This window comes from Paenibacillus sp. ISL-20, from assembly GCF_018613005.1.
Classification (GTDB): Bacteria; Bacillota; Bacilli; order Paenibacillales; family Paenibacillaceae; genus Paenibacillus_AQ.
Genome location: NZ_JAGGRD010000070.1, coordinates 115,215 through 129,510 on the forward strand (window position 1 = coordinate 115,215; position 14,296 = coordinate 129,510).

13 protein-coding genes and 1 tRNA gene are annotated in these 14,296 nt (G+C 46.7%); 5 read left to right on the forward strand and 9 right to left on the reverse strand.

The features are described from left to right. The 5 genes from J7E85_RS32285 to J7E85_RS32305 form a co-directional block, all read right to left on the reverse strand. Positions 1 to 897: a carbohydrate ABC transporter permease gene (locus J7E85_RS32285; RefSeq protein WP_215164074.1), complete on the reverse strand. Its 897-nt coding sequence runs from the start codon at positions 895 to 897 to the stop codon at positions 1 to 3. 53 nt (positions 898 to 950) lie between these two features. Beyond that, on the reverse strand, positions 951 to 1,880 hold the full coding sequence (locus J7E85_RS32290; protein WP_179090580.1) for an ABC transporter permease: 930 nt from the start codon (positions 1,878 to 1,880) through the stop codon (positions 951 to 953). A gap of 139 nt (positions 1,881 to 2,019) precedes the next feature. Then, on the reverse strand, positions 2,020 to 3,495 hold the full coding sequence (locus J7E85_RS32295) for an ABC transporter substrate-binding protein (protein ID WP_215164052.1): 1,476 nt from the start codon (positions 3,493 to 3,495) through the stop codon (positions 2,020 to 2,022). A gap of 127 nt (positions 3,496 to 3,622) precedes the next feature. Continuing rightward, positions 3,623 to 5,134, reverse strand: a complete 1,512-nt coding sequence (locus J7E85_RS32300) for a response regulator (RefSeq protein ID WP_215164053.1) — start codon at positions 5,132 to 5,134, stop codon at positions 3,623 to 3,625. After that, entirely contained in the window at positions 5,127 to 6,950 is a 1,824-nt protein-coding gene (locus tag J7E85_RS32305) for a cache domain-containing sensor histidine kinase (protein ID WP_215164054.1), read from the reverse strand. Before J7E85_RS32305 ends, J7E85_RS32300 begins: the two co-directional genes overlap by 8 nt. Before the next feature lie 183 nt (positions 6,951 to 7,133). On the opposite strand from J7E85_RS32305, the gene J7E85_RS32310 reads away from it, so the two are divergent. Continuing rightward, entirely contained in the window at positions 7,134 to 7,472 is a 339-nt protein-coding gene (locus J7E85_RS32310; protein ID WP_215164055.1) for a L,D-transpeptidase, read from the forward strand. Positions 7,473 to 7,572: 100 nt separating this feature from the next. Beyond that, on the forward strand, positions 7,573 to 8,649 hold the full coding sequence (locus J7E85_RS32315; protein WP_215164056.1) for an AI-2E family transporter: 1,077 nt from the start codon (positions 7,573 to 7,575) through the stop codon (positions 8,647 to 8,649). A 100-nt stretch (positions 8,650 to 8,749) separates the two neighbouring features. Here J7E85_RS32315 and J7E85_RS32320 read toward each other — a convergent pair whose 3' ends face one another. The 3 genes from J7E85_RS32320 to J7E85_RS32330 form a co-directional block, all read right to left on the reverse strand. Beyond that, complete coding sequence (locus tag J7E85_RS32320) at positions 8,750 to 9,145, reverse strand: hypothetical protein (RefSeq protein WP_076320670.1); 396 nt, start codon at positions 9,143 to 9,145, stop codon at positions 8,750 to 8,752. A gap of 19 nt (positions 9,146 to 9,164) precedes the next feature. Continuing rightward, positions 9,165 to 9,851 carry a uracil-DNA glycosylase gene (locus J7E85_RS32325; RefSeq protein WP_215164057.1) on the reverse strand — a complete coding sequence of 229 codons (687 nt, stop codon included), beginning with the start codon at positions 9,849 to 9,851 and terminating at the stop codon, positions 9,165 to 9,167. A gap of 207 nt (positions 9,852 to 10,058) precedes the next feature. Further along, positions 10,059 to 10,144, reverse strand: a tRNA-Leu gene (locus J7E85_RS32330). Between the two features lie 344 nt (positions 10,145 to 10,488). Here J7E85_RS32330 and J7E85_RS32335 point away from each other — a divergent pair. The 3 genes from J7E85_RS32335 to J7E85_RS32345 all read left to right on the forward strand — a co-directional run bounded on the left by J7E85_RS32335 (position 10,489) and on the right by J7E85_RS32345 (position 13,393). After that, the gene (locus J7E85_RS32335; protein WP_215164058.1) at positions 10,489 to 11,253 is read left to right on the forward strand and encodes a polysaccharide deacetylase family protein; all 765 of its coding nucleotides are present in this window, start codon (positions 10,489 to 10,491) and stop codon (positions 11,251 to 11,253) included. 215 nt (positions 11,254 to 11,468) lie between these two features. After that, complete coding sequence (locus tag J7E85_RS32340; protein WP_215164059.1) at positions 11,469 to 12,068, forward strand: TetR/AcrR family transcriptional regulator; 600 nt, start codon at positions 11,469 to 11,471, stop codon at positions 12,066 to 12,068. 119 nt (positions 12,069 to 12,187) lie between these two features. Then, positions 12,188 to 13,393, forward strand: a complete 1,206-nt coding sequence (locus J7E85_RS32345) for an MFS transporter (protein ID WP_215164060.1) — start codon at positions 12,188 to 12,190, stop codon at positions 13,391 to 13,393. Positions 13,394 to 13,489: 96 nt separating this feature from the next. Here J7E85_RS32345 and J7E85_RS32350 read toward each other — a convergent pair whose 3' ends face one another. Then, on the reverse strand, positions 13,490 to 13,678 hold the full coding sequence (locus J7E85_RS32350) for a hypothetical protein (RefSeq protein ID WP_076321296.1): 189 nt from the start codon (positions 13,676 to 13,678) through the stop codon (positions 13,490 to 13,492). Between the last annotated feature and the right edge of the window lie 618 nt (positions 13,679 to 14,296).

Below are 14,296 nucleotides of genomic sequence, written 5' to 3' on the forward strand. Positions count from 1 at the left end.
TTATTCTTTAACCGCGCCGATGGTCAGACCTTGAATGAAATAGCGCTGGAAGAACGGATAGGCCAGAATAATCGGTCCGGTTGCCAGAACGACCATCGCCATCCGCGAAGTATCCTGCGGCATGCTCTGCAGAGCGGCCATGCTAAGGGATGAATTCTGAGAGTTCTGCAAGATGAACTGCATGCTGGTCTCAATCCGCATGAGCATGGATTGCAGTGGAACCAGGTTCGGATCATCAATGTAGAGCAATGCGTTAAACCAGTCATTCCAATAACCCAAGGTGCTGAACAACCCGATGGTTGCCAGACCCGGCAAGGATAGCGGCAATACCAGCTTGTAGAAAATTTTAAACTCGCTGGCACCGTCGATTTTACCGGATTCAATGATGGCATCCGGAACGCTGGTGCTGTAGAACGTACGAAGTATCATAATATAGAAGGCGTTGAGTGCCAATGGCAGGATCAAAGCCCAGATGGAATCTTTCAGACCGAGCAATTGCGTTGCAACGATATAAGTCGGTACCAGACCCCCGTTAAACAGCATCGTGAAAAATGCAAAGAACGCGAAGAAGTTCCGATATCTGAATCCTTTACGAGAGATGGCATACGCATACAACGAGATAATAAACAAGCTGATCAACGTCCCCACTACCGTTACAAAGATCGTAACGCCATAGGAACGAAGGAGTGTATCGCCCGTTTGGAATACATATTTATAGGCTTCCAGACTCCATTTTTTCGGCCAGATTTGATATCCGTTGCGGGCAAGGGCGCCTTCATCCGTGAATGAAATGATCATGACGAACAAAAACGGAAATACACACAGGAACGAGAAAATACCGGCAATCAGGTTGAACACGACATTCCACCCGGATGAAAGCTGATGGAAATCTTTCATCTTGCTTTTAGATTTGAACACGTCACATACCCCCTTCTTGGTAGATTGATCGATTAGAACAATGCATTATCCTTGTCATATTTACGAACGATATAATTCGATACCATAACGAGAATAAATCCGACTACCGACTGGTACAGACCCGCAGCAGTACTCATTCCGATCTCGCCTGTTGTCTTCAGACCACGATATACATAGGTATCGATAACGTTCGTTACGGAATACAAGGTTCCCGAATCCCTTGGCACTTGATAGAAGAGACCAAAGTCAGCGTAGAAGATTTTACCGATCGCAAGAAGAGTCAAAATGGTCATCAGCGGTTTCAGCATCGGAAGCGTGATGGCTTTAATCTGCTGCCATTTGTTCGCGCCGTCAATCATCGCCGCTTCGTACAAGGATTTGTCGATCCCCATAATCGCCGCCAGATAAACGACACTGTTATAACCAACGGATTTCCACAAACTGATTAACGTCAGGAATATCGGCCAATACTTGGCTTCGGAATACCATTGAACCGGCTCCATGCCAAACCATCCCAGGATTTGATTCAACATCCCTTTATCCATGCTCAGGAAACTGAATGCAAAATAACCTACAATAACCCAAGACAAGAAGTACGGCAGAAACATACCCGTTTGATAGACTTTCGCCAATTTCTTATTCACAATTTCGGACAACACGATAGCCAGTACTACGGATAGAATGAGACCCAAAATGATGAACACGAAATTATAAAGTACGGTGTTGCGCGTAATGATGTAAGCATCGTTGGTACTGAACAGGAATTTAAAGTTTTGGAATCCTACCCATTCACTATTAACGATACTTGCCCAGAAGCCGTCCCGGCTAAAGCGGTATTCCTTAAATGCAATAATGGTCCCGAACATGGGCAAATATGAGAATAAGAGAAACCACAGGGTCCCCGGCAAAACCATGAACAGCATGGCCTTATTCGTCATAATATTTTTGAAAAACTGTCCGATCGCTCTCACGCTTACCCCTCCTCGTGATGTGCATGAATGAACAAAAGAAGGGCGGTGAACATCCGCCGCCCCGTCCTTGTTCATACTGCAGCGGTATCTGCTGTCCTTGGGACAAGAAAGACCGCTTCATGCATTGTTATTACTTGCTTGCTTTCCAAGCATCAATTTGGCTTTGTGCTTCAGCGATGATCTTGTCCAGACCAGCGGCTTTCAGCTTTTGATTCGCTTTTGGCAGGAACTCTTCAGGATTTACGGTACCTGTCATCAGCGGTGCCCAGAACTCTTCTTTTACGTTGTTGACTGCTGCGAGCTCTGTGGATACTTTGGTTGGATCGAAGTTGAAACCGAGAAGCGGAGCAGCCTGGCCGGACTCGTTAAACTTCTTGAACTCTTCCCATTTGTTCTCAGGATCCTCAGGATTCAAGTAAGTCAGCATGACATTACCAAGCGCGAAGGTAGGCATGTCGTAGTTTTTCGATTCTGGCAAGTTTTCCATTACGTTCTCGCTAAGCTTTTTGTAGTGTACGCCTTCGATACCGGAGTCAACCAGGTTACGAAGATATACGTCTGTGTTCAGCAGGTTCAGGAACTCCATGGCTTTCTCAGGGTATTTCGAGTTAGCGGAAATCGCTTGCATCGAACCCATTACCGACCAGTTGAAGATCGTTGCATCGCCAGCCGGAGTGGACACTACCGGATAGCCGTAGCTTTGGCTCCACAGATTATCTGCGAACGGCTGCGTTGCCGCACGGTCTGCGAACCAGTTGCCGGAAGTCATCAGATCTTGCGTCGAAGTTGTTGTAGCTGCTTCTGGGGAAATGTATCCCGCTTTGTAGTACTTGTTCATCAATTTAAGCATGTCCATTGTTTCCGGCATTTCGAGGAAGTTCACAACTTTCAGATCTTCCTTGTCATCCAGGTAAACGGCCATTGGCATTTTTTCGATGATGTAGTCAAACGGAAGCAATGGACCGAAGTCTTTGCTAAGTGCCAAAGGAACGACGTTCGGTTCTTTTTCCTTGATCGTTTTCAGCAGTGGCTCCAAGCTTTCCATCGATTTCACGTTCGAAATATCGAGGTTGTACTTATCAAGCAATGTTTTATTAAAGCGCCATGCTTCTTGAGCAGGAAGCTCTTTGTTTGCCGGAATCGCATAGTTGTGACCATCAACCTTGGAACCTTCCAGGAACGCAGGGTCAATCGCGTCTTTAATGCCTTGTCCATGACTTTCAATCAGCTCGTCCATTTCCATGAATGCGCCTTTACGTGCATTTTGCACATAGTCAAACGCCCATGAGCTTGTGAACAAGATATCCATCGGTTCGCCGGAAGCTGCCATGACTTGCATCTTCTGGTTGTAATCACCGAAGTCGATCATTTTCATGTCAACGGTTACACCAATCTTCTCAGCAGTGTATTTATTGATTTCTTCCTCAACCTTGTCAACATCCTTTTGAGGTGTTCCGATGGTGTACCAGATCAGCTCAACCGGTTTCTCGGCAGTTCCCCCGCCGTTTCCTGCACTCTCTTTGTTGCCCCCGCATGCCGACAACAGCATGGATGCGGACAATAAAAGCGTTAGGGGCAGGAGCCATTTCTTTTTCGATTTACTCATGTTTATCCTCCCTTTTGAATCCTTGTGTCTCTACACTTATAAGGTTATCCCATGAAAGCAGTTTCACATAGGCGAAAAATTAAAGGTATTATGGTGAAAATAAAGAAAAAAACTCTGATTAAATCAATCAGAGCATTCCTCGGAAATCCCTCGGCGATACGCCGACAAATTTTTTGAACTGTTTATAGAAATAACCGGTTTCCCAATAACCTACATTTTTTGCGATATCTTGTACTTTCGTTGAAGAGTTTCGGAGCAGCTCCTTCGCTCTTTCAATCCGGTACCGGTTAATATACTCCGTAAAGTTCTCTCCCGTCTCTTTATGGAACAGATGCCCCAGATAGACGGGATGAATATGATACTGAGCGCCCAACACCTTCAGCGACAAGTCCTCATTATAATGGTGCTGGATATGATGCAGAATCTGCTGGATGACAGGGCTCTTCACATCATTGTTGAGCGAATCAACCAGCCCGCCTACCCCATCCTTCACAGCCGTAATCAGATCGTCGATCGATACGGAATCCATAATGTCCGTAATCGTATTTTTCACAAAATCAGGGGCAGCCGTGTATTGGATATCGTTCAGCTCCAGTTTCAGGCGAATGACCATCTCGACCGCGATGCTCTTGAGTGTCGTCGGGATCATCCCCTGCGTATGGCGAAGCCGATCAAAATCACTATCGATCAAATCAAACAGCACCTGCTTGTCCCTACCGGCGATGCCTTTGGCATACTCGGGCCACTGCACGGAATAGGATTCCGCCGCTTCCCCCTTCTTGGCTTGAACATCAACATAATCCACGTAGGAGGGCTGCTCCAGAACAAGATAGTATTCCTGCGCCTCCTTGGCATGAAGATAACTGTCCTTATAATTTCCGCCGAGACTTTCCACGCTGCCAAGCGAGATGGACAGCTCCTCTTCATAGCATTGCTCGCGCACCTGCTGCAGCAGCCGAATGGCTCTCGCTTTTTCCGTGTCCGGATCTTTCATCATAAAAATCACCACGTGATCGCCGTCGTTGTCCCGGAAATACAGGACACCCGGCTCCTGATCCATTAATTGATACAGGCTGTTCTCCAGCGGCGTGAAATCCGCTCTCAAGATAGACGCCATGACATACGGCAAATTCAGGTTCAGCCCCAGAAGGGTCGTGCGCTCCTCCAGTTCCTCCGGCTCAATCCGGTCCGTGATCCAGCGGTACAGAATATTGCTCCGCAATACGTTAATGTCGTACTCGTCCAGTCTCATTTCTCTTCTGGATTTGTTCATTTTATCCGTTGTGCTGGCAATCGTTTCTTCCAATTCCTTCAGATTGATCGGCTTGAGCAAATAATTCTCGATCCCCAGACGCATGCCTTCCTTCAAATAGGCAAAATCGTCGAAACCGCTCAGGATGATTACCTTCAAATTACGGTTCAATTTTCGTGCGCCTTCAATCAATTCAAGTCCCGTCATGACAGGCATCGAGATATCCGTGATGAGAATATCAACCGGAATGACCACCATTTTCTCCAGCGCCTGACGGCCATTCTCCGCATGACCCACCACCTCAATGCCATACTTCGACCAATCCACGACGTCAACCAATCCTTCTATAATAAATGGCTCATCGTCCACGATAAACACTTTATACATCGTTATTCAGCTTCCCTTCTGCCACCGGAAATTTGACTGTCACCGTTGTACCGCTGCCCGGCTCACTCTGGATGTCCATTCCGTACGAACTTCCAAACGTCAGCTTTAATCGCTCATTCACACTCCGTAAACCAAATGATTCTTCACTCGACTCGGCCATTTCCAGCCGGGATTTGATCTTCTCAAGCCGCTCTGGCTCGATCCCTTTCCCGTTATCCTTGATCTCGATTATGACATCATCATCCTGCTGCGTCGCGTTAACCGTCAGCCAGTTATCATCCTGGTCGCTGCGCAGCCCATGAACGATGTAATTTTCAATCAGTGGCTGCAGCGACATTTTTATCATCGGCACATGTTTGATTTGTTCCTCACAGTGCATTTTATAAATATACTTGTCCTTATAGCGAATTCGAAACAGCTCCAGATAGAGCCTGCACGCCTCCAGCTCATCCTTCAATGTGTAGTGGGATTTGTGCTGAACGATATTCTTGAACAGCATCGACAAGCTGTAGATCATATCACCGACATCCTGAGCCCCCTGCGAAAGAGCTCTCATCCGAATCACTTCAAGCGTATTGTATAAAAAATGCGGGTTAATTCTCGCTTGCAGTGCAGACAGCTCCGCGTTCTTCTGGTTAATCTCTGCCTTATACACCTTGTCGATATACCGGGAAAGCTCATCCAGCATTTCATTGAAGCTGCCCGCAATTTGCCCTAGCTGGTCCTCCTTGGTATCCTGCATCCGGGCAACGAATTCCCCCTTCTCTACCTTGCGCATAAAACGGATAATGTTATCGGTGCGCTTGGAGTAATTTACGATTGTCAGCGAAGGAATGAATACCGCAACGACAATACATAGCAGGGCCGCAATGATGATGGTGTTCTGCAAACCATGGAAGGACTCAGATATCTCACGTTTGGGTGTGATTCCGACCACCGTATACCCTGCCTGATTGTGAGCCGCTGTTGTAATGTACGATTCCTCATCTAGGTTCACGGTATCTTTGGAATTCAGCAGCCGATCGGCATAAGGATACTTCTCCCCGTAATATTTGCCGGAAGAATCAAACATCACACGACCGTCACCCGACAAGACCAGCACGGATCCCTTCAGGGGATCTTCGCCGCTGTTCAGGACAGCATCCAGTGCTTCCGTTCGATATAAAATAACCAACTGCCCCAAATTCTTGTATGTGGTCATATCATTAATCGGGCTCCGGATCGAGAATAACGGCAAATTCACATCTCCGGCCAGCTTACGTACCCAGAGATTCGGCAGCGTGACGCTCTGGCTCTCCATCGCCATCACATCAGGAATGTACGAATGCGTGGCATTCGCCTGATAGAGCCTTGTCATGCTGCCCTGCTTGTATACATATACATATTGCTTCTCGGCACTATACAGCATGATATTCTCAATATCCGGGTCGTCGTCCAGCCTTTGCTTGAAGTAAGCAACCACACTGTCTGAATTGGACTGCCCGCCGCCCGCGATCCGATCCATTCGCTTGGCCATGTACTCATCAAACGAGTTCATGAGGAAATAGGAAGTGTCAATCCCTAGAGAACTGTTGCGGTACAAGTCATTTACATAGGACTGCTCATTCTCAAATTTTTGATTCAATTGCCGCTCCACCCGTTCAACCGCTCTTCGCTGAATGTCTAGTTCGCTGCGCACGGCCGATTGAAACAAGAAGTAATACATGAGAAAAGATAAGGTGACGATGGTAACCACCGCAATCAAGGAGATTAACAGCAGCATTTTGGTAAACATATTATTTTTAATATATTTTTGATAAAACTTAGCAGGAGACATCGGTTTCCCCTTCCTGATGTAAACGTTGTTACTGCTTAACATAATAAATATAACATCGGCGGGCCTTCACCAATGGATGAAATTTCTACCAAGTCATGAAGGTGTAATTGGCCTATTTTAGGTCAATTTAGGGGTCGCTCTTCCCGCTCATTCATAGCATGATCAGGAAGGAGATGAATTAAGATGCCCCAATACCGCATTATTGTCGATTTACCCCATTTTCAGCTGCACCTGTTGGATGGCGACACCGTGGTACGTACGTTCCCGGTTGCCATCGGTAAAATGGCTACACAGACGCCGCCCGGCAATTACACCATCGTCAACAAACAGCCAAATCCCGGGGGGCCCTTTGGAGCCTATTGGTTAGGGTTGTCCAAACCCCATTATGGCATCCATGGCACGAATGACCCTTCATCCATCGGCCGCTACGTTTCCCATGGCTGCATTCGGATGTACAACGAGGACGTCATTGAGCTTGCCTCCCTCGTGCCGATTCATACCCGGGTCACCATACGAAACTGATAGCATAAAACTGGTGATTTCAAATCCCTCCAAATTGGTTAAATACAAATGTTACATCGTACCTATGTATTTACCTATTCGTTGTATGGAGGGATTGCCCATGATGCAGAGCAAATATTTCAGGACATGCTTTGGCATAATCGCACTGCTCTTGATCATTTATCTCGGATCCGAAATCAGCTTCTTGTTCCGGCCAATCGTTTCCATGTTCAATATGCTGATCGTTCCCGTCGCGATGGCCGGCTTCTTCTATTATCTGCTCAGACCGATTGTGGACTACCTGGAGCGGCGGAAAATCAAACGATCCATTGGCGTCCTGATGCTGTATTTCGTGTTTGCCGGTCTCTGCGCCATCTTCGGCATTGTGGTGTGGCCGACACTGCGCGAGCAGATCGAAAATTTTATCAGTAATGCCCCCTTTCTGGTAGAGGGTGTGCAGCAACAGATCGACCAGCTGCAGCAGAATCCATACTGGTCACGCTTTATACCAACGGAATCCGAGTTATCTACCTCACTGACGGAATACATGAATCGGATCATTACTTGGATCAGCAACTCCATCAATAACCTGATTACCGTTGTATCCAGCGTTCTCGTTATTATTGCTACGATTCCGATCATTCTGTACTACATGCTGAAGGAAGGCAGCAAGCTTCCGCCCAAGCTGCTCAGTGTCCTACCAAGACGATACCGCCGTGACGGCAAGGAAGTGCTGGGTGAGATCGATACAGCACTCAGCAATTTTATTATCGGCAAAGTGATCCTGAATCTTATACTTAGCATAATGATCTATATCGGATTTCTGATCATCGGGCTGCCTTATTCTTTGCTCTTGACGGTGATCTCCTTCTTCTTGAATTTCATCCCGTATATCGGAGCGCTGCTGGCGACCATTCCTGCCGTGATCATCGGTTTTATCGAATCTCCTTCGATTGCGATATGGTCTGTTGTCGTCATTGTCATCGCACAGCAGATCCAAGATAATATTCTGACACCGGTCATCTACGGGAAACAGCTGGATATTCACCCGTTGACCACGATTGTCCTCATTCTTGTAGGCGGCGACTTCTTCGGGCTGCTTGGCATCCTGCTCGCCATTCCCGCTTACATGATCGTCAAAATTATCGTGGTACGGATTTACGAACTGTTCCTTGCCGAAAAAGTAGAAGACGCATAATGAACTCGAGTTACTGGAGACATACAGCTGCCATTTGTACAAAAAAGGATGTCCCCGCCAACTTCACGATGGCTGCTGGGGACATCCTTTATATAACGAATCACGCATTGCCGCGCAGAGATCGAACCACAAAATCATGCTCATCCTTGCGCAATATCATGCCATTTGACAAGGTAACGGTATCCTCATCGTGAGTAGTCAGGATGGCCTGTGATAACACCAGTCGATTGCCTCGCCATATCATCACGGAAGATCCAAAATAGATGGCGTTATCGAATTGAATGGTATGATTCACGACATAACCGATGGAGTTCAAGGCAGGGTATGCGTTTCTTGGCATAATTCTATGAATGGCGCGAAACGGTATAACAAGCTCACCCGGACCTAGAATCACTTTTTCCTGAACGGGATCCCACCCTTTCAGCACACCTTCAACCGTGCTTTTCGCCCCGTCTAAACGCTGAATGACAACATGACGACCAATCCAATGCTTCATGAAGGTCACCTCTCGCGGATTATTCATCTCCATCGCCCGGTGTGCTTGGGATGTCCCAATTCACCGGATCCATACCCTTTTGCATTAAAAAAGCATTCGATGCTGAAAATGGACGACTACCGAAGAATCCTTTATGCGCTGCAAATGGACTCGGATGACTGGACTCAAGCACCTTGTGCCGGCTTCGGTCTATGAAGGAACCTTTCTTCTGTGCGTAACTGCCCCATAATATAAAAACCATTGGCTGATCACGTTCATTCAGTTTCGCAATAACCGTATCGGTGAATGTCTCCCACCCGATCCCTTTATGCGAGTTCGGCTCGCCTTCGCGAACCGTAAGCACTGCATTGAGCAGCAGTACTCCTTGATCCGCCCACGATTGCAAGGAACCGTGACGGGGAATCGAGATTCCCAGATCCGAAGCAAGCTCCTTATGTATATTTCGTAAAGACGGAGGAATCGTAACCCCGGGCGAAACGGAAAAGCTCAGTCCCTGCGCCTGCCTACGACCGTGATAAGGATCTTGTCCCAAAATAACGACTTTTGTCGATTGGTACGATGTTTGCTGAAGAGCCCGAAATATATCTTCCTTGGGGGGATACACCGTGCTGCGCCGGTATTCCTCGTCCACCCGTTCCATCAAAGCTTGAAAATAAGGCTTATCCATTTCTCCCTGCAGAATAAGGTCCCAATCATTGTTAAACATCCGCATGTCTCCTCTCTCCTCTCACACAGGCCAGCATGGAATCATAAAAGAATGCGATTTCTATAATCGGAACACCATAACATCTTCCGTTCAATTTGAATCCAATAACAACGCTCATCATGAATTGACCTTATGTCGATTTAAAAAAATAAGCCGGCACCCATACGGGGGCCGACTTATTTTGCATCTTACCAGACGCTGTTATAATGCCGAGGACGGGGGTCGAACCCGTACGGTAGTCACCTACCGCAGGATTTTAAGTCCTGTGCGTCTGCCAATTCCGCCACCCCGGCATATTTATCCGCGCATGTTCCTAGCGTCGTTCACGTTCACTTACATAGCCGAAGGTACGCGTGGGAATCGCAATATATTGCGATCTCATTCCGATATCTAGGTGTGCACATTTCGTCTTAGCGACAAAATTGATAATACCATGTCCAACCATGTGATGTCAATATATGAAACTCATAATTTTTGGCATCACCTTACTTAATAGCTTGAACCACCGCTTTAATTCATCAATTCAAAGGCTTCCGTATGCCATAAAGAATAATTTTACCGTTATCGCCAAATGATAAATAGGCTTGCATTGTCATGTGCGAAGACTAGAACAGCCGAGAAAAGGATACCCCTCACCATGAAAAAACTCTCAACCATCGTATTAATCGCTCTCTCCATTTCCCTTTGCTATCCGAGTGTTGTTAACGCCGAGCATGCGCCATCCGCTTCCAAAGGCAGGGATTATTATGAGGAACGCGGCGAGATTGTATGGGAAGTCCCCACACACAACAAAGTGATTGCCCTTACCTTTGACGATGGTCCGGACGAGCAGAATACCGTTCAAATTCTGGATCTGCTAAAGCAATATGACGCAAAGGCTACCTTCTTCGTTGTTGGCAACCGGGTGGAGAAACACCCTGAGATCGTAGCGCGAGAGCTGCAGGAAGGACATGAGATCGGCAATCACTCATACTCCCATCCTCCCTTTCACAATATTAACGTCAGCAAGTTAGCGAACGAACTGAAGGGGACGCAGGATGCGATTTTTCATGCAACTGGCATTCGAACCGTTCTGTTTCGTCCACCCGGAGGCAGTTACAATGAAGCGATTGTCCGCACGAGCAAGGATTTCGGTATGCTGACCGTATTATGGTCATGGCACCAGGATACGCTGGACTGGCGAAAGCCCGGCGTTAATCGGATTGCCAAAAAAGTGCTGGATAATGCCCATAATGGAGACATTGTACTGATGCACGATTTTGTGCCGGGTAGTACACAGACAGTTGAAGCCCTCAAAGTGATTCTGCCGGAGCTGCAAAAGAGAGGCTACGAATTTGTGACCGTTTCGGGGCTGCTCTCCTATCATGAGAAATCGCGTAAGTTTATTGAAGTAAACCATTAATGTAATGGATCACGTTTAATGCAATTGATCACGTTCAACGTTCGACAATAACCGCTGCCTATTGATGGTAACGGTTATTTTTTGAAACCGATTGGTTCCCAAAACACAAGGTGTGATTTCCTTCTTGAATTTATTAATTGCATTTGGTAAGATACAGAACGAACGTTCAGTATATAAATTTTGAATGACCCAGAATCATAAGGGGAGGTGTATGCGTGAACAAAAAACAACAACAAACCGAAGATACCAAGCGACGTATAGCCGAAGCCGCCAAGGCGCTTTTTATGCAGAAGGGTTACAAATCCACGTCCATTGAGGAAATCGTTGAAGCCACCGGCAGCAGCAAAGGGAATATCTATTATCATTTCAAGAGCAAGGAAGGGCTGTTTCTGTATCTGATCGAGGAATGGGACCTCGAGTGGGAACAGAAATGGAACAGTAAAGAGCAGCATTACACCACGACCGTTGACAAGCTGTACGGAATAGCCGATCAATTGGTGTTTGATGATCTGAACCACCCCTTCTCCAAGGCGCTTGATGAATTTATGAACAGCAATGGAGATGTTACCGAGGAAGTAGAGCAGCGAATCGTCCAGATTATTCGGAGCCATTTGGAATTCGATCAGAAATTGCTGCAGCAAGGGATTGATCGCGGGGAATTTGAGAATCATAATGTGGAGCAGTTGTCCGTCATCTTTGAGAGCCTCATTATTGGTTTAAGCCAGATGTCCCGCATAACGAAGGCGGAAAATGCGCTTTCCCTTTATCATGCCGCCATCACAGTATTTCTGCATGGTATTGAAAAGAAATCATGAAAAACAAGACTTTTTTTCATACTCTATTACAAACCGAATGTTCAGTATATAATTAGTCGAATTACCATCATTTTCATCACACCTTTATTAAATCGTCTTTTATTTTTGGAGGAATCATCATGTCATTACTGATGCGAAACAATGGAGCCATTCTGCTCCTCATGTTCAATATATTTCTAGTCTTTACCGGGATCGGGCTCGTCATACCTATTATGCCAACCTATATGACGGAACTGCATATCAGCGGAAGTACGGTAGGGATGCTCGTTGCCGCTTTTTCATTAACCCAGCTGTTATTCTCACCACTTGCGGGAAGATTGTCGGACACCATGGGTCGCAAAAAAATCATCATCTCCGGCATGATTGTGTTCGCCGTATCGGAATGGTTGTTCGGAGCTGCCAGCACAACGCCGCTCCTGTTTGCCTCGAGAATGCTGGGCGGTATCGGCGCTGCGCTCATTATGCCCGCTGTTATGGCCTACACGGCTGACGTGACTTCGAATGAAGAACGTGCCAGGGGCATGGGGTTCATTAATGCTGCGATTACGACAGGTTTCATTATCGGACCGGGCATCGGAGGATTTATCGCCGAGTTTGGCATTCGCGTTCCTTTCTACGCCGCAGCTGTTGCGGGAGGGATTGCCGCACTGGTAACGCTGCTGCTGCTTCCGGAATCGTCCGCCAAGCAGGAAGCACCTACCGTGCTGGGAAGGAAGAAGGAGAGCATGGCTGTCCAGTTGGTACGTTCTTTCAAGGAACCCTATTTCCTAAGTTTGATCATTGTATTTGTGCTCTCGTTTGGCCTTGCCAATTATGAAACGGTGTTCGGCCTGTTTGTGGATCATAAATTCGGGTTCACCCCTAAAGATATTGCCATGATCATCACATTTGGATCGATTGCAGGTGCCGTCGTCCAAGCGACGATTTTCGGTTGGATCCTGAACCGGTTCGGTGAGAAAAGAGTCATTACGCTCAGTTTGCTTACTGCTGGAATCTGTATCCTGTTAACCCTGTTTGTGCATAAATACTGGCTGATATTCCTCGTTACCTTCCTGGTCTTCCTGTCGATCGACATCTTGCGTCCCGCGATCGGTACGCAAATGTCCAAGCTGGCGAAGGATCAGCAAGGCTACGTGGCCGGCCTGAACTCGGCTTACACCAGTCTGGGGAATATTGCCGGACCGCTGATGGCAGGGTATCTGTTTGATGTGGACATCAACTTTCCCTACATCTCTGCGTCCATCGTCCTCATCCTCTGCTTCTTCCTGGCCATGCGTGCTGGCAGAGCCTGGGCCGCAACAGAGGCCGTCATGAATGAACGGTAACGAAGGATAACGGCCTTACTCAACGTTTATAGCCATCATTAAACAAGACACCGCCGGAAGCTTCTGGCGGTGTCTTGTTTTTGGTTATGTATTTTTTTAATATGCCACCAGGACGATCATCGCCAATAAAGCCACCAGCGCAAACAAGAGAGCCCATCCCAATTCGAACCGTCTTTTTTCTTTATATGCCTTAAAGGCTTTCCGTGACTCAAATACGAATACGACCATCAAGAAGGCAAGCAACACAGGCAATCCCCACGACTGATTTAACACCCACTCTGACACCTTAATCCCCCATCCTATATCTAAAATGAGCTGCATCCAACCAGCAGCAGCTGTATAAATAAGCGTATCCCCCAATGATTCTATTAAAATGTACCGTATGTCGCCCCCGATTACAAATCTCGATTAAAATATATACCGAAAAAGACTCCATCGGTATTGTTGGTGGAGTCTTACAGTAAAAGTGAACCGTGGGAAGGTTTTTTCGTTCGGTGATGTAGGTTTCACTAAGGTCCTGATGATGCCGTTCAGCATTACTCTACGTCAATTGGATGTTGTATCTTATCCTTATAAAAATCGAGATACAATTGACCGTCTGTTCCCTTGACCGCATAAAAAACATCTTCAATATTTTTGTTCCTATCTTTTAATTTATCATGAATCCAATCGGGGGAACACGGCTGATGAGAATCATTACAGGTTCGACTGGCCCTGCGCTATTTGTAAGCATACTAATTTAAAAGAATATGAGAAACGAGGACGAAAAATAGTCGCTTTTTAAAATGACGGATTGTAATATGAAGTGCGACAGAAAAAGAACGGCCCATGGAAGATTCGTGTAAAATGGAGTCACCACAACAACCATTACACAGGAGAATCAAACCATGGGCTACACACATC

Bases quoted from the DNA above. Each gene is read 5' to 3' on its own strand.
- J7E85_RS32285 (WP_215164074.1), bottom strand. From the start codon at position 897: ATGAAAGATTTCCATCAGCTTTCATCCGGGTGGAATGTCGTGTTCAAC.
- J7E85_RS32325 (WP_215164057.1), bottom strand. From the start codon at position 9,851: ATGTTTAACAATGATTGGGACCTTATTCTGCAGGGAGAAATGGATAAG.
- J7E85_RS32305 (WP_215164054.1), bottom strand. From the start codon at position 6,950: ATGTCTCCTGCTAAGTTTTATCAAAAATATATTAAAAATAATATGTTT.
- J7E85_RS32315 (WP_215164056.1), top strand. From the start codon at position 7,573: ATGATGCAGAGCAAATATTTCAGGACATGCTTTGGCATAATCGCACTG.
- J7E85_RS32320 (WP_076320670.1), bottom strand. From the start codon at position 9,145: ATGAAGCATTGGATTGGTCGTCATGTTGTCATTCAGCGTTTAGACGGG.
- J7E85_RS32345 (WP_215164060.1), top strand. From the start codon at position 12,188: ATGTCATTACTGATGCGAAACAATGGAGCCATTCTGCTCCTCATGTTC.
- J7E85_RS32300 (WP_215164053.1), bottom strand. From the start codon at position 5,134: ATGTATAAAGTGTTTATCGTGGACGATGAGCCATTTATTATAGAAGGA.
- J7E85_RS32335 (WP_215164058.1), top strand. From the start codon at position 10,489: ATGAAAAAACTCTCAACCATCGTATTAATCGCTCTCTCCATTTCCCTT.
- J7E85_RS32295 (WP_215164052.1), bottom strand. From the start codon at position 3,495: ATGAGTAAATCGAAAAAGAAATGGCTCCTGCCCCTAACGCTTTTATTG.
- J7E85_RS32310 (WP_215164055.1), top strand. From the start codon at position 7,134: ATGCCCCAATACCGCATTATTGTCGATTTACCCCATTTTCAGCTGCAC.